We start from the raw sequence: 20,093 nt of genomic DNA, 5'->3' as shown, positions 1-20,093 counted from the left end.
ATAGGATAAAATAATTTATTATCGGTTTAATTGCCTAAATGATGATCAGGTGTAACAGCAGTTGATCACATTTTTCATGGCTTAACCAACAGGTAAGGATTGGAGGTGCCTTCCCCTGCGGAGATACTGGGGAAGACGATCCATCGCGAGGCTGTACTGGCCTTAGTCCATCTGAACGTTGGCTTCCTTCACCACCGGACCCCATTTGGCAATCTCTTCCGACACGTGGGTCTTCAGCTCCTCCGGCGACGAACCGACGATTTTAGCGCTGAAATCCGCCATGCGCTTTGCCACATCCGGATCGGACAGTGCCGTTTTGGCAGCCTCATTCAGCTTGGCGATTGCCTCAGGCGGCGTTCCGGCCGGTGCAAAAAGCGCATTCCAGGTATAGGTCTCATAACCTGGCACGGTTTCGGCAATAGTCGGCACATCCGGGAAGGAGGACGCCCGCTCCGCCGTCGTCACACCCAGCGCCTTCAAGGTACCCGACTTGATGTGCGCGGATGAGGATGGCAGGTTGTCGAACATGATCGAAATCTGATTGCCCAGCAGATCGTTCAATGCCGGGCCGGAGCCCTTATAAGGCACGTGCTGCATGTCGACGCCGGCCATGCTCTTGAACAGCTCACCAGAAAGGTGAAGCGGCGTGCCGTTACCGGATGAGGCATAGGCATGCTTATCCGGCTCTTTCTTCAGGAGCGCGATCAGCTCGGCAACATTGTTGACCGGCAGCTGCGGATTGACAACCAGCACGTTCGGCACGACGACCAGCAACGAAATCGGTGCGAAATCCTTTTCAGGATCATAGGGCTTCGTCTTGAGGATCAATGGGTTGAGGGCATGTGTCGCCACCGTACCCATGAGGATCGTGTATCCATCGGGCTCGGCGCGCGCAACGCGGTCAGCACCGAGATTTCCGCCAGCACCCGCGACATTCTCGACAATGATCTGCTGGCCAAGCGTGTCACCCATTTTTTGTGCAATGACGCGTGCAACGACGTCGGTGGAGCCGCCTGCCGCAAAAGGCACGACGAGCGTGATCGTGCGCTCGGGAAAGGCCTGCGCATGAGCGCCTGTGTTGAACGTTAATAAAGCTGCCGCAGATGCAGCAAGCATCAAAGCTGCACGGCGTTTCAAATACCCAATTGCCATAAAATCTCCTCCTCACGGCCCAACGGCCTGGAAGGCATAGTACTAAAAGCAACGACCGTAGCAACCTCTACATGCGATCTGAGCTTTTTCAGGAGTCAATTTGTTATGAAATACACGTATGACGCGTTTCTTATATTTGGATGTATAATCTGAGCAATAAAAAACCCGCCATGAAAGCGGGTTTTTCAGCATCATCACATGAAGCACAGGATTACGCGCGAAGCACGCCGCCCGTTGTCTTCTCGACATTACCGACGATTTTTGCCGTCAAGGCTTCGAAGTCCTCATCCGTCAGGGTCTTGTCCATCGGCTGGATCTGAACTTCGATCGCAATCGACTTCTTATTCTCACCGAGCGACGCGCCTTCGAAGACGTCGAAGACGTTGACGCCGGTGACGAGCTTGCGATCGGCGCTGGTTGCCGCCTTGATGAGGGCGCCCGCTTCGACCGACTTGTCGACCACGAAAGCGAAGTCGCGTTTCACCACTTGGAACGGTGAAAGCTCCAGCGCCGGCTTGGTGCGCGTTGCCTTCTTCTTCGGTTCTGGCATGGCGTCGAGATAAATCTCGAAGCCGCAATAGGCACCGGAGATATCCAAAGCGCCGAGTGTCTTCGGATGGAATTCGCCGAAGTAACCAAGAACCACCTTGGGACCCATCTTGATCGTGCCGGAACGGCCAGGATGGTACCAGGACGGAGCACCGGCCTCGATCTGCACATTAGCCATCGGCAAACCGCAGGCTTCGATCACGGCAAGCGCATCCGCCTTGGCATCGTAGACATCGACGGCCTTTCCACCGCCCTTTGCTGTGTTCGACCACATGCGGCCTGCACCGGCAAGCGATGCGGTGCCGCGGCGAACGCCACCGGCGACGCGCCGCTGGCCTTCCGGCGTATCGCCCTCATAGGTACCCGACACTTCGAAGATCGCCACATCGCCATAGCCCTTGTCGGCATTGCGCTGGGCTGCGGTCAACAGACCGGGAAGCAGGGACGGCCGCATGTCGGACATATCGGCAGCAATCGGGTTGGCGAGCTTGAGCGCGGATGAGCCGCCGCCGAAGAGCTTCGCCTGCGCTTCCGGAATGAAGGACCAGGTGACGGCCTCCAGCATACCGCGGCTTGCAAGTGCACGGCGCGCGGTGCGCGTGCGGATCTGCAGCGTCGTCAAAATGCGTCCGTTGATGGCGCCGAGGCTCTCAAGCGGTTCCGGCTTGATGTTGTCGACGCCGTGGATGCGCATGACCTCTTCCACCAGATCCGCCTTGCCATCGACATCCGGACGCCATGAGGGCACCGACACGGAAACACGCTCGCCGGAGCCTTCGATGCCGAAACCGAGACCTTTGAGGATCGCAAGGCTTTCTTCCGCCGAAACCTCGAGACCCGTGAGGCGCTTCACCTCGGAGAGTGGGAAATCGATCCACTTCGGCTCGAAGCCCTTGTAGCCGACAACCTTGGCTTCTCCGGCCAAACCACCGCAAAGCTCGAGCACCAGTTCCGTCGTGCGCTCGAGGCCCGGCACCATATATTCCGGATCGACGCCGCGTTCGAAACGATAGCGCGCATCGGTGATGATGCCGAGAGAACGTCCGGTCTTGGCAACGTTGATCGGATCCCAGAGTGCCGACTCGATCAGTACATCGACGGTATTCTCGTCGCAGCCGGAATGTTCGCCGCCCATGACACCACCGATGGACTCGAGCCCGTTGTCGTCGGCAATCACCACATTGTTTGGACCGAGCTTGTATTCACGCTGATCGAGGGCAAGGATCGTTTCACCTTCTTTCGCGCGCCGCACGACGAGATCACCCTTGACCTTCGCCGCATCGAAGACGTGCATTGGACGGCCCTGATCGAAGGTCATGTAGTTGGTGATGTCGACCAATGCGTTGATCGGGCGCAGGCCGATTGCCAGCAGGCGCTGCTGCATCCACTTCGGGCTGGGGCCATTCTTCACGCCGCGCACGATGCGAAGCGAGAAGCCCGGGCAGAGAGCCGCATCATCAAGCTCCAGCTTGACATCGACCGGCGTTGCGCCTTCGACCTTGAAGCTCGGTGCAGGCCGCGTCTTCAACGTGCCGAGACCGGAGGCCGCCAGATCACGCGCGATGCCATAGATCGAGGTGCAATCCGGACGGTTCGGCGTGAGGTTGATCTCGATGACCGGATCGTCAAGTCCGGCATAGGACGCGAAAGACGTGCCGACCGGCGCATCTTCCGGTAGATCGATGATGCCATCATGATTGTCGGACATGTTGAGCTCCTTTTCGGAACACATCATGCCGTGGCTTTCGACACCGCGGATCTTGCCGACGGAAAGCGTCACATCGATGCCTGGAACATAGGTCCCCGGACGCGCCAAAGCGCCAACGAGGCCTGCGCGCGCATTCGGCGCTCCGCAAACGATCTGCACCGGCTTGCCGTCACCGGCATCCACCGACAGCACCTTCAGGCGATCCGCTTCAGGATGCTTTTCCGCCGACAGAACCTTGGCGATGACGAAGGGCTTGTAAGCCGCCTTGTCGTCGACATCCTCGACCTCCAGACCGATTGCCGTCAGTCGTTCGCAGATCTGCTCCAGAGAGGCATCCGTATCGAAATGCTCTTTCAGCCAGGAGAGTGTGAATTTCATACTATATACTCCTCGACTTGACCGATCAGGCGCTCAGACCGCCGAACAGCGTCGGCATGTCGAGCGGGCGGAAGCCGTAATGGTTCATCCATCGAACATCGGCGTTGAAGAAATCGCGCAGGTCCGGCATGCCGTATTTCAGCATGGCGATGCGGTCGAGACCCATGCCCCAGGCAAAGCCCTGATACTCGTCCGGATCGAGCCCACCGGCGCGCAGCACATTGGGGTGCACCATGCCGCAGCCGAGGATCTCCATCCAGTCCTTGCCTTCGCCGAACTTGATGGTCGGGCCGGAGCGGTCGCACTGGATATCCACTTCGAAGCTCGGCTCGGTGAACGGGAAGAAGGACGGGCGGAAGCGCATGACGACGCTGTCGACCTCGAAGAAGGTCTTGCAGAACTCTTCGAGAATCCAGCGAAGGTTTCCGACATGTGCTTTCTTGTCGATCACCAGGCCTTCGACCTGGTGGAACATCGGCGAATGAGTGGCATCGGAATCCTGGCGGTAGGTCTTGCCGGGAATGACGATACGGATCGGCGGCTTCTGCGCTTCCATGGTGCGCACCTGAACCGGCGAGGTATGCGTGCGCAGAACCTTGCGCTCACCCTTTTCATCCGGCTGGAAGAAGAAGGTGTCGTGCATTTCGCGGGCGGGGTGTCCTTCCGGGAAGTTCAGCGCCGTGAAGTTATAATAGTCGGTTTCGATATCCGGGCCTTCGGCAATGGAGAAGCCCATATCGGCAAAGATCGCCGTGATCTCATCGACGATCTGGCTGATCGGATGAATGCGGCCGCGTTCGGCAGGAGACTGACGGACGGGTAAGCTGACGTCGAGCGTCTCGGCCTTCAGCCGCGCTTCGATGGCTGCATCCTTCAACTCGCTCTTGCGGGCGGTAAGAAAGTCCGTCACTTCATTCTTCAGCTGGTTGATGGCGGCGCCGCGTGTCTGGCGCTCTTCCGGCGTCATGGTGCCCAGCGTTTTCAGAAGCTCGGAAACCGAGCCCTTCTTGCCAAGCGCCGACAGGCGCACGGCCTCGATGGCCGTCTCGTCTGCCGCCGCAGCGATCTCCGACATCAGTTGCGATTTCAAAGTGTCCAGTTCAGTCATCTTTTCCTGCCCTGCCGGAGGTCTTGGCCCCGACATCGGTTTCAACAGCATTCTTTAGAAAGTCGGTCGCCACGATAAAGCGTTGCAGATCACTACCCATCTGCACGCGGCCAATCAACCGGGCGAGCGGCAAAAATCGGCCAAGCACACGCACCAGGCGACGCAATTCATCGATGGTCGCCTGTGGTGCATGGGCGGACCATCCGCGATAGGCAGCGCCAAGCGTTGCATCGGTGTTTTCGGCGAAGGCACTCAGTGGCAAGAATAGCAGCCACAGGTCGCGCGCCTGAGCGCTGGCCAGCGGCATGACCGCCTGCGGCTCTTCTTCGAAATCCATGAAGCCGATCCGGCCACCTTTGAGAAAGAAGTCGCGAATATGCGGGCGCCCATGGCAAAGACCGGCGGCATGAAGCTCACCAAGCTCGATCGCCGACTGAACCAGCAACCGGTCGGGATGTCCTTCGCTTGCCTTGCGCGCCACGATGCCCTGGATGGTTGGCCCCACATCCTCCAGCACGATGGCGGTATCGGAGGAATAGATGATCGCCGGAACGGTGAAGCCCGCATTGCCGAACTCGATCATCCGACGCTTTTCGCGCGCCATCATCTCGACAGGCGAAAGCACCGGCGACGGTCTGAGAAAAGCATATGGAAGAAGGCGGGCAGCAAAGCCCTGCAACTTGCTCCACCACCGTGGTTCTTCCGTGCCTTGACGCTTGATCCAGACGGCGCCGGAACTCAGCTCCAGTCGCTGGATGCGCTTTTCGCTCATCAACAGGGTCTGCATGAGCGCAGCAATATCGGCGTCTTCCAGATGAACATGGAAGCCCTTTTCCCTCTCGCTCGCATTGGCAGCCTGAAGCATGATAGTCCCGTCGGCGCCAAAGCGCCCAGAGGGCTTCCTTCTGAAAAGGAAGCATTTTCAAACGTAAAACCCGCCCCGGTTGCCCGGCGCGGGTTTCAAATGAACAACAATTTGTCCGCGCCGTAATTACTTTACAGCGGATTCAAACTCGTTGGCCGTACCTGCATCCTTGAGGTACTCAAGAGCCTTCTTCGCGGCGTCGACGAGCGCGCCGAAAGCTGCCGGCTCATGGATAGCCATGTCGGACAGAACCTTACGGTCGACTTCGATGCCAGCCTTGTTCAGGCCGTCGATGAAGCGGCCATAGGTCAGGCCGAATTCGCGAACAGCAGCGTTGATACGCTGGATCCACAGAGCGCGGAAGTTACGCTTGTTGACCTTGCGGTCGCGGTAAGCGTACTGCTTGGAACGGTCAACCGCTGCCTTTGCTGCACGGATGGTGTTCTTGCGACGGCCGTAGAAGCCCTTGGCTGCCTTGAGTGTCTTGGTGTGCTTGGCGCGGGAAGTTACGCCACGTTTTACGCGTGCCATGTCATGATCTCCTTAAAGTGTCCAAAAATGCGGAAGAGTCTTAGAGACCGTTCGGCAGGTAGTTCTTGACGACTTTTTTGCCGTCAGCTTCGGCCAGAACCATGGTTCCGCGCGCGTCGCGAATGAACTTGTTGGAACGCTTGATCATGCCGTGGCGCTTACCGGCGGCGGCTGCGAGAACCTTGCCGGTGCCAGTGATCTTGAACCGCTTTTTTGCAGCGGATTTCGTCTTCATCTTGGGCATTTTGCTACTCCGTTATTTTGTATCGAAACAGGCAGACGAAGCCCGCTTCAAGCTATTCAAGAACGGCCACGGCATGCCCTGCCGGACCGTTCGGACGCGCGCTTATAACCGCAGTTATGAGAAAGCGCAACGGGGAAGCCAAACTTCCCCTGCGAGAGTGGAAAACGCCGACCTCGATGTCAGCGCGCCCAAGCATTACTTCGGTGCAAGCACCATCATCATCTGGCGGCCTTCCAGCTTCGGCTCGGCTTCCACCTTGGCGATTGTCAAGGTATCTTCCTTCACCTGCTGCAGCAGCTTCATGCCGAGTTCCTGGTGAGCCATTTCGCGGCCACGGAACTTCAGCGTTACCTTCACCTTGTCGCCTTCTTCGAAGAAACGGTTCATCGCCTTCATCTTCACCTCATAGTCATGGGTGTCGATGTTCGGACGCATCTTGATTTCTTTGACCTCGACGATCTTCTGCTTTTTGCGCGCTTCGGCCGCCTTCTTCTGCGTCGAATATTTCAGCTTACCGAGATCGAGAATTTTGCAAACAGGCGGTTCTGCATTCGGCGAAATCTCGACAAGATCAAGACCGGCCTCTTCCGCCATCTTCAACGCCTGGTCCGTCGGCATCACGCCGAGGTTCTGGCCTTCTTCATCAATCAGCTGAATTTTGGGAATGCGAATTTCCCTGTTGGAGCGCGGGCCTTCCTTGACGGGGGCATCGGCTTTGAACGGTCTGCGAATGGTCGTATTCTCCTGATCTGTTTCGATATCGCGTCGGCAAAAACAGCTTGTCGGTGCAAATGGCTGAAATGTCGTGAACGCCTCTGGGAAGTCAATAGCATGGCTTTGCAAAAAAATCACCTCCTGTCGTGGTTTTTACGAATCTGGTCTACAGGGGAAAGAAACGTATGGAGAATAAGATGACGCAGCCACACGAAGCCCCACAGTATATTGTCGTCGGTGAAGGTGACGCCGCGCGCGAGATCGCCATCCTGTCTCGATCGGCTCAAACGTCGGATCATCGCCCTGCCCTCGTCTGGCTCGGGGGCTACCGCTCCGACATGACAGGCACGAAGGCTGTCGAGCTCGATCGTTTTGCGCAACAGGAGGGGCTCGCCTGCATCCGCTTCGATTATTCTGGTCATGGCGCATCGAAAGGCGAGTTCAGAGACGGCACCATTTCACGATGGCTGGAGGAATCTCTTGCCGTTCTGGATGACAAGGCACCTAAAAGCGTCATTCTGATCGGTTCGTCCATGGGTGGATGGATCGCACTCAGACTGATTGAGGAACTGCGCAAGCGCGGCAAGGGCCCGAACGTTTCAGGTCTTGTCCTTATTGCGCCAGCGCCGGACTTTACTGCGGAATTGATCGAGCCCAATCTGACGGAAGCTGAACAGGCGTCGCTTACCGAGCGCGGCTATTTCGAAGAGCCATCGGAATACAGCCCCGAGCCCAACATCTTCACCCGCGATCTGATGGAGGACGGCCGCAAAAATCTGGTTTTGAAGGGCGTGATCGATACCGGCTGCCCCGTTCATATTCTGCAGGGCATGCGTGATGAAGACGTTCCGTACCAACATGCCCTGCGACTGATGGAACACCTGCCTGCCGACGATGTGGTCTTGAGCCTTATCCGTGATGGCGACCATCGGCTTTCGCGTCCCCAGGACATCGAAAGAATGCTCGGTGCGGTCAAAAGCCTCGTAGCTTCGGGCACCGCGCGTCTTTAAGGGCGCACAAAGAATGCTCTACTCCTTTGAATCGATGCGCCGTTCTTTCCGAAAATCGATTTCGATCTTCGGGCCGATGCTTTAAGCATTTCGGCCACGCTCTTAACCATAATATTCATCTTGCGTTCATAGAAAGCCCGCTTCCGATTGACACTTACCCCTGATCTCTCTTAACACTTTATTAAGACTTCAAGGGACGGGTTTGATGATGAATGCATCGCAGGCACGGGCGCTGCTCATTGCAGTGGCGGCCGGACTACTTTCTGCGGCCTCCGTGCAGGCTGAAAACAAAGGCAGCCCGGCCATGGTGACGGGCGGCATTACATCGCAGCCGATCGGCCATTACGAATTCTGCCAGAGATACGCATCCGAATGCGATATCCGCAGCAAGCTGACACCCGCTCCTCGCGTGACGGATTATGGCTGGACTGTCATTCGCGACATCAACACTGAAGTGAATACCACCATCGTCGCCATGACCGACCAGGAAGTCTATGGCAAGGACGAATATTGGGAATATCCCAAGACCGCAGGCGATTGCGAAGACTTCGTGCTGTTGAAGCGCAAGAAGCTGATCGAGAAGGGCTTTGCCGTCTCCGATCTTCTCATCACCGTCGTGCGCAAGCCCGATGGCGAAGGCCACGCCGTGTTGACCGTGCGGACCAATGACGGCGATTTCATCCTCGACAATTTGTCGAACGAAGTGAAGCTGTGGACCGACACCAACTACACCTATTTGAAGCGTCAGGCTTCCTTCAACACCGGTCGCTGGGTCTCCATCGAAGATGGCCGTGATGTTCTGGTTGGCGCACTGCGCTAAACAGACAGCATTGGCAAACACCGCTTAGGTATCGCCTTATCGAAACGCAGAACGTGATGTGTCACCTGAGGCGTCGCGCTTTTCTTTCAGGCGGGGAACAACAGACCAGCCCAATGTCGAACCTGCTGCGGCCGCAAGAATGGCGACCACGCCGATGATCTGCAGTGGCTGCAGGTGATGGCCGAAGGCAATACGATCAATCATGATCGCCGCCACCGGATAGATGAAGGACAGGGAGCCGGTGAGGTTGGTCGGCAATTTCTGGATTGCGCCATAGAGCAGAATATACATCAGTCCGGTGTGAACGACGCCAAGCGTCACCAACATCATCCATGCCTGTGCCTCGATGCGAGGACCGTCTGCCGAAAATGGCAGGAGCAGAAAAATGCCGGTGACCACCTGAATGAGCGCGATCAGTTGCGGCGGAACGCCCTTCAGTGTCTTGGCGATGATGGCGGCCACCGCATAGAAGAAGGCGGCGGCGAGAGCGAGCGCAATTCCGGCGAGATAGTTTTCACCAGAATATCCGACACCGAGCTTCGCATAGATGATGGCCAGCGTGCCGACAAACGAGATGGCGAGCCACACCATCTTATTGAGCGTCAGCCGCTCGGACAGGAAGACAGCGCCCATGGCCACCAGCATAAAGGGTTGGGTATTGTAGACCGCAGTCGCAATCGAAATTGAAGCGCGTGGATAGGCGGCGAATAACAGCAGCCAGTTCGTGACGATCGCCATTCCGCCGAGCACTGCGAAACCCAACTGTTTGCGCGACATGATACCGAGCCTGAAAAATCCCATTGCTGCGCAGATCGGCAGCAGGATCGCCGCGCCGAAAACGCAGCGCCAAAATACGACGCTCGTCACCGGTTGGCCGGACAAGACAACAAACAGACCGATGGTGCCGGAAATCACCATCGCGCTTGCCATTTCAATCACGCCGCGCATCTTTTCAGTCATGGTCAGGCCCTCATTGTGATGCAGGGATCCTAATGGACTTGATTGGAGATTGCCTTGAATTTTAAAAGGCGTTACCTCAAAAAATCCTATCAAAAGAAGGCTGTAATTGGCCTTCGCTTTAAAGGACAAAGCCTATGCTCGACGATGTCGATAAGCGCATTCTGGAGCTTTTGTCGAATGACGGGAGAATGTCTGTCAAAGATCTTGCGCAGCATGTGGGACTGTCGGCGCCGAGTACATCCGAGCGGATCAAGCGACTGGAGGAGCGGGGCGTCATCCGCGGCTTTACAGTGGAAATCGACCCGGCGAGTATCGGGTTCACGCTCCAGGCTATCATTCGTGTTCGTCCCTTGCCTGGCAAGCTGCATGTTGTTCAGCAACTCATCGAGGCAATCCCTGAGATTTCAGAATGCGACAAGGTGACAGGAGACGATTGCTTCATTGCCCGTCTGCATGTCCGCTCGATCGAGGAGCTGGACACCATCCTCGACCGGATCGCCGACAAGGCGGAAACCAACACGTCGATCGTGAAGCTGCAGCCGGTCAAACGCCGGCTGCTTCCTTTGTCGTGACGCTCATCCGTGGCCGATGATAATGCCGGCCGCCAGAACCAGCGAGCCGCCAAGAACCACCTGAAAAACCGCGCGCAGGAACGGCGTTTCCATGAACCTGTTCTGGATGAAAGCAATCGCCCACAACTCGATGAAGACGACGACGGCGGCGATCGCGGTTGCCGTCCAGAAGTGCGGAATGAGGTAGGGAAGTGCGTGGCCGAGACCGCCGACAGCCGTCATGATACCGGACGCCAGGCCGCGCTTTATCGGCGATCCGCGTCCTGAAAGCTTGCCGTCATCATGAGCGGCTTCGGTAAAGCCCATGGAAATGCCCGCACCGACCGAGGCGGAAAGACCGATCAAAAAGGTCTGCCACGTATCCTGAGTGGCGAAAGCTGCGGCAAAGATCGGCGCAAGCGTCGAGACCGAGCCGTCCATCAGGCCCGCTAGACCAGGCTGCACATAGGTCAGCAAGAACTGGCGCTTGGAGGTCTCATCTTCTTCCGATCGCGCATCTTCGGGAAGATGCTTGTCGCTGAGCATGCCGGCAATGTCTTCATGCCCCCGCTCCGCTTCGGCAAGATCGCCGAGAAGCTTGCGGGTTTCTGCATCGGTCACGTGGCGAATTGCCTCGTCGTAGAAGCGAATGGCCTGCTGCTCCATCTCTTCGGCCTGCTCGCGGATATGGTCTAGCGTCAGCGTATTGATCAACCAGTCCGGCTTGCGCTCATAAAAGCCGCGCACATGCTCGCGCCGAATGAGTGGAATGACATCGCCAAACCGGCGCTTGTGCATATCGATCAGGACATTGCGGTGCGCGTGCTCCACTTCAGCCATGTCGTCGAAAATCTTGGCGGATTGCGGATATTGAGCGCGCAAATGATCCGCATAGGACCGGTAGATCCGTGAATCATCCTCTTCCGACGAGATGGCCAGAGCAAGGATTTCCTGCTCGTTGAGAGAGGAGAAGGGACGTTTGGAGGAAGAGAAGAGACTGCTGAACATGGTGCCATCCTTTTAGAATGATTCTAATTACTCCTGTGATCCGTGCTTCGCAAGTCTTTTTAGAATAATTCTAAGTAGGTTTTTTGCATGGCCGGAAAGCTGAAGGACATGTCTCGCACACCAATGGTGGCGCCGGTATTCGACCAATGATGGGATGCGAGCAAAGCGCCACAAAACACAAGCGCAGGCAGCACATTGGCCTAACAGCCATCAACCCATGTGCAGCACCCCGTTTATAGAACCGACTGCCAAACGGAATCCGGATCCGACACGCTTGGGGCAGACCATCATGTCCTTGATCCGGAACATTGCTGAAGGTTCGGCATTCCTCATTGGCAATGCCGCATCCGGCTGCGTTGCTCCCCAATCAAGCGAGTTTCGAGAGCGCAATGCCATCACCAGAACAGAAAATCCGTTACGCCGTCGTCGCCGGAGGCCAAATCTCACAGCAGGCCTTCATGCCCGGCATCAAGCAAACCAACAATTCCGAGCTGGCAGCGCTTGTGACCGGTGATCCGGTGAAAGCGGACAAGCTTGCAAAACTTTACGGAATAAAACCCTGGTCGTACGAGCAATATGATGAGCTGCTGAAGTCCGGCGAAATCGACGCCGTTTATGTTGCCACCCCAAACTTCCGTCACGCCCCATTCGCCGTTGCTGCTCTCGAGGCTGGCATTCACGTGCTTCTGGAAAAGCCGATGGCGTCGAGTGTCGAGGAGGCTGAACAGATCCTGGCGGCACAGAGAAAAAGCGGCGCCAAGCTGATGATCGCATACCGTCTTCATCATGAGCCCGGCAATGTCGAGCTTTTCACACGCGCTCGTAATGGCGACTTTGGTGATCTTCGCAGCTTCTCCTCAACCTTCGCCCAGAATGTCGCAGAAGAAAACTCTCGTGGTCATAACGGCTATTGGGGCGGCCCTGTGCCAGATATGGGTGCCTATCCGCTCAATGCAGTGCGCAACCTCTTTGGCAGCGAGCCCGTCGCGGTTCACGCGGTTGGAACCAAGGCCAAAGATCGCGGCTTCAACTTTCATGATACGGTCGCGGTCACTTTGGCGTTTCCGCAAGAGCGCACCGCGCAGTTTACCGTGAGTTACGCCACCGCATCGGCCGAAAACTTCACACTGGTCGGAACGAAGGCGACGGTCGAGGCTTCGCCCTGCTACATGTTCGGGCCTTCCATGGGGATCGCTTACCGCGAGATTACTGACGAAGGGGAGAAGGAACACGTCTTCGAGCCGGTAGACCAGTTTGGTAACGAGACGCAGTATTTTTCCGACTGCATTCTGAACGACCGCGATCCGGAAGCCAATGGCGAGGAAGGCTTGATGGATATGCGTGTCCTGGCTGCGGTTGAGCGATCGCTTGAGACTGGGGAGACCATCACGTTACCCGCAGCTTCACGATCTCGCAGGGTCGAAGCCGACCAGGCGCTTCACCTGGACCCCGCTGAGCAACCATCGGAAGACGAGATGATCAGCATCATTCCCCAGTCGAAGTAATCAGATCCACGCGCCTCCATGCGTCAGGAGCAATCTGCGACACGGGAACAAGCCTTTCGTGTCGCGGTTACGAGACGATGTTCACCTTGGAGGAGACGACAATGGCTTTGAAAGCAATCGCGCTTAATGCAACCTTGAAGGCATCTGGCGGCGAGCCATCATCGACGGATCGCATGCTCGCACTCATTTCGTCGGCGATGTCAAAAGACGGTGTGGAGACCGAGACGATCCGCCTTGCCGATTTTAACATAAAGCCGGGCGTGTCCTCTGATGAGGGCGACGGAGATGATTGGCCGGCGATTCGTCAAAAGGTTCTCGACGCAGATATTCTCATCCTCGGCACACCAATATGGCTTGGACAGCCCAGCAGCGTGTCGAAGCGTGCATTGGAGCGAATGGACGCGTTTCTTGAAGAAACCGATGACGCGGGCAGAATGGCATCCTATGGACGGGTGGCTGCCGTAGCCGTTGTCGGCAATGAAGATGGCGCCCACCATGTCTGTGCTGAACTCTATCAAGCCCTGAACGATGTCGGCTTTACGATCGCCCCCAACGCGGTGGCCTATTGGGTGGGCGAAGCGATGGGTAGCACAAACTTTTCCGATCTGGAGCATATCCCAGAAACAGTGACGAAGGCCGTCGACATGCTGGCTCGCAACACCGTGCATTTGGCAAGGCTGACCAAAGAAAACCCCTATCCAGGTGAAGCGTAAGAACGGGTATTCTTATCTTCCTGCATCAAGCGAGTGACGCCTCGGGTCTCAATCATACCGTTAATTAGTCGGCTAATGAAAGCGCCTTGATCGGTTCTTTAAAAGCTCGGAGGCGTGCAGGCGCTGATCACCTCGCAGGGCACGGGCCCAACGCAGCGAAAAACATGGGGACGCCTGCTTTCGAAATAATAGGCGTCACCCGGCCCAAGAATGCGGCGTTCGTCATCGACGGTGACCTCCAGCCGGCCAGACAGCACGATGCCACCCTCCTCCCCCTCATGCACCAGAGGTACACGTCCGGTGCTGGCGCCGGGTTGATAGCACTCTTTAAGAATCTGCAGGCTCCTGCCGAACAAGTTATCTCCGATTTGCCGGTAGGAAATCGGCCCCTTGCCGATCTCGACCAACTCTTCCGCAGCATAGAACGCCTTGCGCGGCTTGTCCGGCTCGAAGGCAAAAAACTCTGCAAGGCCAATCGGGATGCCGTCCAGAATCCGCTTCAGGGCACCAACCGACGGATTTGCCGAATTGGACTCGATCAGCGAAATCGTCGAGTTCGTTACGCCTGCCCTGCGGGCCAACTCGCGTTGCGACAACTTGTGCATCGACCGAAGATGACGCAATCTGTTGCCAATATCGACGCTCATTAAAATCTCCGCGTTTCACATGTTCGGTATAGCGCAAACATACACCCTTCTACTCAGTTAAAACAATAGGTTAGGACTGAATAGAAAAGGACTTGTTTACAGCCACAAAGTCGCGGATGGATGCATCATCCAAGTCAAGGGGACCCTCATGGACCATCAAACCAAAGCCAACATGCCAAACCTCGCCAATTTCTGGATGCCGTTCACGGCGAACCGCCAGTTCAAGGCGTCACCCCGTCTGCTGGCAAGTGCCGAGGGCATGTACTACACCGATGTTGACGGCAACCGGATCCTCGACGGCACGGCAGGCTTGTGGTGCGTGAATGCGGGCCACGGCCGCAAGCGGATTTCGACGGCTGTCGAGCGACAGCTCTCCACGATGGATTTCGCGCCCACCTTCCAGATGGGCCATCCCATCGCTTTCGAATTTGCCGAAAAGCTCGCCGCACATGCGCCGGGCGGTGCCGCTGCCGAACTCGATCGCGTCTTTTTCACAGGTTCTGGTTCTGAATCCGTAGACACAGCGCTCAAGATTGCGATCGCCTATCAGCGCGCCATCGGTCAGGGAACACGCACACGCATCATCGGCCGTGAGAAGGGTTATCACGGCGTTGGCTTCGGCGGCATCTCGGTTGGCGGTCTCGTCAACAACCGCCGCGTTTTCCCGCAGATCCCCGCCGACCATATGCGCCACACGCTCGATTTGGAGCGCAACGCGTTTAGCAAAGGCCTACCACAGCATGGTTTGGAGCTTGCGGAAGATCTGGAGCGTCTGGTCGCCCTTCATGGCGCAGAGACAATTGCCGCGGTGATTGTCGAACCGATGTCGGGTTCGGCCGGCGTGATCCTGCCACCCAAGGGCTATCTGGAAAGGCTTCGCGCCATTGCCGACAAGCATGGCATCCTGGTGATCTTCGACGAGGTGATCACCGGCTTTGGTCGTCTTGGTCAGCCATTCGCCACCGATTACTTCGGCGTCGTTCCGGATCTGGTCACCACAGCCAAGGGTATCACCAACGGCTCGATCCCGATGGGCGCGGTGTTCGCGAAGCGCTATGTCTATGATGCGCTGATGCACGGCCCAGAAAACCAGATCGAACTCTTCCACGGTTACACCTATTCAGGCCACCCGGTTGCCTGCGCCGCCGGCATCGCGACGCTCGAGATCTATGAGGAAGAAGGCCTTCTGACACGCGCGGCATCGCTGGCGCAGAAATGGGAAGATGCCCTCCATAGACTGAAGGGTGCACCACATGTGGTCGATATCCGCAATCTCGGCCTCGTCGGCGCCATCGAACTTGCCCCGCGCGACGGTGCTCCAGGAACACGCGCTTACGACGTCTTTGTCGATTGCTTCAAGAAGGGCCTTCTTGTCCGCGTTACGGGAGACATCATAGCGCTCTCCCCTCCCCTGATCATCGAGGAAGACCAGATCGATACGATCGTCTCCATGATCGGGGACGCACTTCAGCGGGCTGTGTGATCGCTCACGCTCTGAAGAATGTCCGGGGTGAGGAACCCGCCCCGGACCATATCTGACCAGATTTAGTCAAAATTTAAGAATTTTCATCCCGTTGTAATATAACGAAAAAAATCCTCATATCAAAGCAAAGTCACGCTTTGCTTTCTGCACTTCGTATAGCTGTTTTTGTTGGATTCTGATCGCTTTGCGATGACCTGACTTGAACACGTTGTTCGATCGATTCGGCGACTTTGCGAGTCTGCACGCGTATGTCAGGCACAGCAGTAATTTCCCAAAACTGCCCCGCTGTCAAGGCACCCACAGCGAATAGGTCAGACTGCGCATGCCCATCAGGCTTGAGAACATGGGACTGCGCATCGACCCTGATGCCCAATCCAAGTGGGTCGGTATCGATCATTTTATCTGTGACCATCTGCTGCAGAAGCGGAGAGTGAGCGATCCCAGCTCGTTCCATGCCAGTACAATTTACCAGCCAGTCGAACGGCAAACAGACCTGGCCCGTTTCACCTCGTTTACGGTAGGTCAGGAAAGGCCCCTCCTCCGCCCTGGCAATACTTTGTACGAAACCAGCGTGAACTTCGACCACATCCTGCTTCAGCAATCCATCGAAGACCTCATGCACTTGCGGTGCGACCCGGTGCCGGTGAATATTCCACCAGGCAAGGGCATGGCGAAGGAACCGCGCTCGCTTCGGCTCATCCAGGGACTGCCAGAGCTTTTGGGTCTGTGGACGCAAACCATCCATAACGGCACGCCATTCCGTGCCCGCCCTCACCACGCGTCGAAGATCGGCCAGGATCTGACTGATTTCGCTGTGGCCTGGATTGAGCTTCGGGTCTACAGCGGTAACAGGCGAAGTACTGTGACAATGGGGGACAAGGCCACGGCGCGAGATCACATGGATCTTTCCGCGATGCCCCATGTTCCGGAGCGACAAAACCTGATCGATCATCGTCAAGCCGGACCCCAAGATACAGATCGTGTCATCGGGCTGAACTCTGGAGAGCCAGTTGAGACGCCATGGGTTTCGGACGACGCGGCGCAGGAGCGCCATATCGGCTTCTCGAGTTAGCCGCGGTAAACTTGCCGTCCCCACACCAAGACACAGGACCCCCCTTCCGGCAATCAGCGACGTTCCGTCACTAAGCCGAAAGGCGACACGGCCTTCACCAATGGCTGCACACGACATCGCCTTGGCCTTGATAAAGTCAACTCGGATTCGCTGCCTTTGATCTCGAAGAAGGGCGGCGAGTGTATCGCGCAAATAGAGTCCGTAGTCATTTCGGCTGGCAAAGCCAGACCCGTCTACGTCCCGTCCTCGGCTACTCAGCCAGTTGAGAAAGTCGTCGGGACGATCGACAAATGCGCTCATTCGCGCTGCTGGTACATTTAACCGATGAAGATGCAGTTCAGTGCGATATGCCGTTCCTCTTCCGAAGCTCGCATCATCACCGACGATGGCAATCGATGTCCCTGCCGGAAGCAATTGCAAAAGATTGGTCACCAGACTGATCGCTGAAAATCCGGATCCCACCACCGCGACGTCATAGATCATATTGGCCTCCTTGCTATTGCATGACCAACAAAGCTCACGCCGACTCAAAAAGCAAATGAAAGCATCGACACACTTGAACTGAGGTACCGCTCGGCAGCGCTCCAGAAATCGGTTAGCCGCGGCTAACACGGGGAACGCATAATGGAGGTTCCGCCTCGCGCATTTGCCGAGCCACCAAACTCTATTTCTGATTCAAAATGCCGTTGTATGACGCTGGAAAGATTCATGTTTGGCTTAAGAAATGCCTATTGCGTCAAAAAGAGAATCGGCGCTTATATTCCAGTTGCGGAAAAATCCGATTTCGACGGAAAAAACCGCAACTGATCTAACGAGCGGAAAAGAGAGAAATGACACCTGGTGCTGACCCCAACATTGCTGAGAGAGCGCCCGATCTCACGAGCCTCATCTTACAGCATTCGGCAGCTTTGTCTGCACAGCTTCAGGCGCACAATGCTCACACATTTGCGCCGTTGTCCGAAAAGACCATGCGCACATTCTCTCCTTCCGAGACAGCAAAGCTGATCGGTATTGGTGAGGCCTATCTTCGCCAGATCGCCGCCGAGATGCCGGACCTCAGCGCATCGCAGAGCGGCGGTCGCCGAAGCTATTCCGTCGATGACATCCACGCGATCCGCAAACACCTCGATCAGGGTGCACGCGGTACACGCCGCTATCTTCCGCATCGCCGTGAAGGTGAGGCGCTCCAGGTCGTCGCAGTCATGAATTTCAAGGGCGGCTCAGGCAAGACGACCACCTCCGCGCATCTCGCTCAATATCTGGCGTTGCGCGGCTATCGCGTTCTCGCCATCGACCTTGACCCGCAGGCCAGTCTGTCCGCCCTCTTCGGTCACCAGCCTGAATTGGATGTCGGTCCAAACGAAACACTATATGGTGCCATCCGCTACGACGATGAACAGCGTCCGGTGGCAGAAATTGTCAGGGGCACCTACATCCCTGACCTCCACATCATTCCTGGCAATCTGGAGCTTATGGAGTTCGAGCATGACACGCCTCGTGCTTTGATGCGCCGCGCGCCTGGCGACACTTTGTTCTTCGCCCGCATCGGTCAGGCAATCGCTCAGGTGCAGAACTTCTACGACGTCGTTGTCATCGATTGCCCTCCGCAGCTTGGTTATCTGACACTCTCGGCCCTGACAGCTGCGACCTCGGTTCTCGTGACCGTTCATCCGCAAATGCTCGACGTGATGTCGATGAACCAGTTCCTGGCAATGACCGGCGATCTTCTCTCTGAAATCGGCCGTGCCGGTGCGCGCTCGGATTACCATTGGATGCGTTATCTCGTGACCCGCTTCGAACCGAGCGACGGACCACAAAACCAGATGGTGGCGTTCCTCCGTTCCATCTTCGGTGAGAACGTTCTGAACCATCCAATGCTGAAGAGCACGGCGATCTCCGACGCCGGTTTGACCAATCAGACCCTGTTTGAAGTTGAACGGACCCTCTTCACACGGTCGACCTATGACCGTGCCTTGGAAGCCATGACTAACGTAAATGCCGAAATTGAAGGCCTGATAAAAAAAGCGTGGGGTAGAACCGCATGAGCAGAAAGCAAATCTTCGCCAATCTCGGCGGCACCGGTGCCGATAACAACGAAGCCGCTGCGGACCGTCCGCGCCCACGTATTCGGCCTATTCTCGGCTCGCCGGATCTGGTGACCGACACCGTGAACTCGCCGGTTGGAATGATAGGTCAGTCCCTCAACGAGGTTTCCGAACGCAGCAAGCGTGCCGAAGAAATCGAAAAGAAGCTGGCTGAAGGCCTGGCTATCGTTGCGCTTGATCCTGCCGATATCGATCCATCCTTTATTCCCGACCGCATGCCGGCGTCGCGCGAGGCAGATGTGGGTCTGGTCGAAGCCATTCGTGAGCAGGGCCAACAGGTCCCGATCCTGGTTCGCCCGCATCCAGATAGGCCCGGCCGCTATCAGGTCGCCTTCGGACATCGTCGTCTGCGTGCTGTCGCGGAAATCGGTATTCCTGTTCGTGCCGTCGTTCGTGATCTGACAGACGAGCAGCTTGTCGTGGCGCAAGGCCAGGAAAACAACGAACGCCGCGATCTCAGCTACATCGAGAAAGCGCGCTTTGCACAGAAGCTGCAGCTCAAGTTTTCGCGTGAGACCATCATGGCGGCGATGTCTCTCTATAAGAGCGATCTTTCCAACATGCTGTCGGTCGTAGGCCGCATTCCCGATGATATCGTGGACAAGGTTGGTCCTGCTCCTGGCGTCGGTCGTCGCAACTGGATGGATCTCGCTGATCAGTTGACGTCATCCAAGGTGAATGATGTCGCACGGTCCTTCCTTGAGGACGATCGCATCGAAAGGCTCGCCTCGGAAGAACGTTTCAAGGCTCTGCTGGAGTATCTCAAGCCGAAGGTGGAACCCAAGCGCAGCGGTGTTCTAGCGTCGAAGAGCGGTCAAAAACTCGCGAAGATCGTCGAGACGGACCGTAAGATCGATATCTCCATCGACCGTAAGGAAGCTCCTGAGTTCGCGTCTTTCGTTCTGGAGCACCTGCAGGCTCTGTTTGAGGAGCACCGCTCTAAACAATAGTGCCCGTCAGTTGCGCGAGG

General features: G+C 56.7%; 19 protein-coding genes. 8 read left to right on the top strand and 11 right to left on the bottom strand.

The annotated features are described in order from the left end of the window. Positions 1-162: 162 nt before the first annotated feature. The 7 genes from ACTJK5_RS15270 to infC all read right to left on the bottom strand — a co-directional run bounded on the left by ACTJK5_RS15270 (position 163) and on the right by infC (position 7,267). The gene (locus tag ACTJK5_RS15270) at positions 163-1,152 is read right to left on the bottom strand and encodes a Bug family tripartite tricarboxylate transporter substrate binding protein (protein ID WP_112520605.1); all 990 of its coding nucleotides are present in this window, start codon (positions 1,150-1,152) and stop codon (positions 163-165) included. A 211-nt stretch (positions 1,153-1,363) separates the two neighbouring features. Continuing rightward, positions 1,364-3,787 carry a phenylalanine--tRNA ligase subunit beta gene (gene pheT, locus ACTJK5_RS15265; protein WP_440598824.1) on the bottom strand — a complete coding sequence of 808 codons (2,424 nt, stop codon included), beginning with the start codon at positions 3,785-3,787 and terminating at the stop codon, positions 1,364-1,366. A gap of 25 nt (positions 3,788-3,812) precedes the next feature. Beyond that, positions 3,813-4,895, bottom strand: coding sequence for a phenylalanine--tRNA ligase subunit alpha (gene pheS, locus ACTJK5_RS15260; protein WP_440598823.1), 1,083 nt, complete (start codon positions 4,893-4,895; stop codon positions 3,813-3,815). After that, entirely contained in the window at positions 4,888-5,760 is an 873-nt protein-coding gene (locus ACTJK5_RS15255) for a serine/threonine protein phosphatase (protein WP_113175845.1), read from the bottom strand. The genes pheS and ACTJK5_RS15255 overlap by 8 nt, the downstream gene beginning before the upstream one ends. A 126-nt stretch (positions 5,761-5,886) precedes the next feature. Continuing rightward, on the bottom strand, positions 5,887-6,291 hold the full coding sequence (gene rplT / locus ACTJK5_RS15250; RefSeq protein ID WP_027674723.1) for a 50S ribosomal protein L20: 405 nt from the start codon (positions 6,289-6,291) through the stop codon (positions 5,887-5,889). Positions 6,292-6,331: 40 nt separating this feature from the next. Next, positions 6,332-6,535: a 50S ribosomal protein L35 gene (gene rpmI / locus ACTJK5_RS15245; protein WP_027674722.1), complete on the bottom strand. Its 204-nt coding sequence runs from the start codon at positions 6,533-6,535 to the stop codon at positions 6,332-6,334. 195 nt (positions 6,536-6,730) lie between these two features. Then, complete coding sequence (gene infC, locus ACTJK5_RS15240) at positions 6,731-7,267, bottom strand: translation initiation factor IF-3 (protein ID WP_111847509.1); 537 nt, start codon at positions 7,265-7,267, stop codon at positions 6,731-6,733. A 179-nt stretch (positions 7,268-7,446) separates the two neighbouring features. Here infC and ACTJK5_RS15235 point away from each other — a divergent pair, with 179 nt between their 5' ends. Then, positions 7,447-8,259, top strand: a complete 813-nt coding sequence (locus ACTJK5_RS15235) for an alpha/beta hydrolase (RefSeq protein WP_440598822.1) — start codon at positions 7,447-7,449, stop codon at positions 8,257-8,259. Between the two features lie 205 nt (positions 8,260-8,464). Then, a complete protein-coding gene (locus ACTJK5_RS15230) occupies positions 8,465-9,079 on the top strand; it encodes a transglutaminase-like cysteine peptidase (RefSeq protein WP_062423626.1) in 615 nt (204 codons plus the stop codon). A gap of 36 nt (positions 9,080-9,115) precedes the next feature. Here the strand turns inward: ACTJK5_RS15230 and ACTJK5_RS15225 are convergent, their stop codons facing one another. After that, on the bottom strand, positions 9,116-10,039 hold the full coding sequence (locus tag ACTJK5_RS15225; RefSeq protein WP_440598821.1) for a DMT family transporter: 924 nt from the start codon (positions 10,037-10,039) through the stop codon (positions 9,116-9,118). A 134-nt stretch (positions 10,040-10,173) separates the two neighbouring features. Here ACTJK5_RS15225 and ACTJK5_RS15220 point away from each other — a divergent pair, with 134 nt between their 5' ends. Beyond that, the gene (locus ACTJK5_RS15220; RefSeq protein ID WP_111847257.1) at positions 10,174-10,611 is read left to right on the top strand and encodes an Lrp/AsnC family transcriptional regulator; all 438 of its coding nucleotides are present in this window, start codon (positions 10,174-10,176) and stop codon (positions 10,609-10,611) included. Positions 10,612-10,614: 3 nt separating this feature from the next. On the opposite strand, the gene mbfA is transcribed toward ACTJK5_RS15220, so the two are convergent. After that, the gene (gene mbfA, locus ACTJK5_RS15215) at positions 10,615-11,598 is read right to left on the bottom strand and encodes an iron exporter MbfA (RefSeq protein WP_440598820.1); all 984 of its coding nucleotides are present in this window, start codon (positions 11,596-11,598) and stop codon (positions 10,615-10,617) included. Between the two features lie 389 nt (positions 11,599-11,987). On the opposite strand from mbfA, the gene ACTJK5_RS15210 reads away from it, so the two are divergent. Together ACTJK5_RS15210 and ACTJK5_RS15205 are read left to right on the top strand one after the other, a co-directional pair. Then, the gene (locus tag ACTJK5_RS15210; RefSeq protein WP_440598819.1) at positions 11,988-13,103 is read left to right on the top strand and encodes a Gfo/Idh/MocA family protein; all 1,116 of its coding nucleotides are present in this window, start codon (positions 11,988-11,990) and stop codon (positions 13,101-13,103) included. Positions 13,104-13,204: 101 nt separating this feature from the next. Beyond that, positions 13,205-13,816, top strand: coding sequence for a flavodoxin family protein (locus tag ACTJK5_RS15205; protein ID WP_440598818.1), 612 nt, complete (start codon positions 13,205-13,207; stop codon positions 13,814-13,816). A 98-nt stretch (positions 13,817-13,914) separates the two neighbouring features. Here the strand turns inward: ACTJK5_RS15205 and ACTJK5_RS15200 are convergent, their stop codons facing one another. After that, complete coding sequence (locus ACTJK5_RS15200; RefSeq protein WP_062423622.1) at positions 13,915-14,463, bottom strand: cupin domain-containing protein; 549 nt, start codon at positions 14,461-14,463, stop codon at positions 13,915-13,917. A 148-nt stretch (positions 14,464-14,611) separates the two neighbouring features. On the opposite strand from ACTJK5_RS15200, the gene ACTJK5_RS15195 reads away from it, so the two are divergent. Then, positions 14,612-15,946, top strand: a complete 1,335-nt coding sequence (locus ACTJK5_RS15195) for an aspartate aminotransferase family protein (RefSeq protein WP_440598817.1) — start codon at positions 14,612-14,614, stop codon at positions 15,944-15,946. Positions 15,947-16,076: 130 nt separating this feature from the next. On the opposite strand, the gene ACTJK5_RS15190 is transcribed toward ACTJK5_RS15195, so the two are convergent. Further along, positions 16,077-17,501, bottom strand: coding sequence for an FAD/NAD(P)-binding protein (locus tag ACTJK5_RS15190; RefSeq protein WP_440598816.1), 1,425 nt, complete (start codon positions 17,499-17,501; stop codon positions 16,077-16,079). 347 nt (positions 17,502-17,848) lie between these two features. On the opposite strand from ACTJK5_RS15190, the gene repA reads away from it, so the two are divergent. Then, positions 17,849-19,063 carry a plasmid partitioning protein RepA gene (gene repA, locus ACTJK5_RS15185; protein WP_082479330.1) on the top strand — a complete coding sequence of 405 codons (1,215 nt, stop codon included), beginning with the start codon at positions 17,849-17,851 and terminating at the stop codon, positions 19,061-19,063. Continuing rightward, positions 19,060-20,073, top strand: coding sequence for a plasmid partitioning protein RepB (repB, locus tag ACTJK5_RS15180; RefSeq protein WP_440598815.1), 1,014 nt, complete (start codon positions 19,060-19,062; stop codon positions 20,071-20,073). Before repA ends, repB begins: the two co-directional genes overlap by 4 nt. The last annotated feature ends 20 nt before the right edge of the window (positions 20,074-20,093 follow it).

The sequence above is a fragment of the Agrobacterium sp. 22094 genome (assembly GCF_052046015.1).
Lineage (GTDB): Bacteria > Pseudomonadota > Alphaproteobacteria > Rhizobiales > Rhizobiaceae > Agrobacterium > Agrobacterium cavarae.
This window is presented reverse-complemented; position numbering and strand designations above follow the sequence as displayed.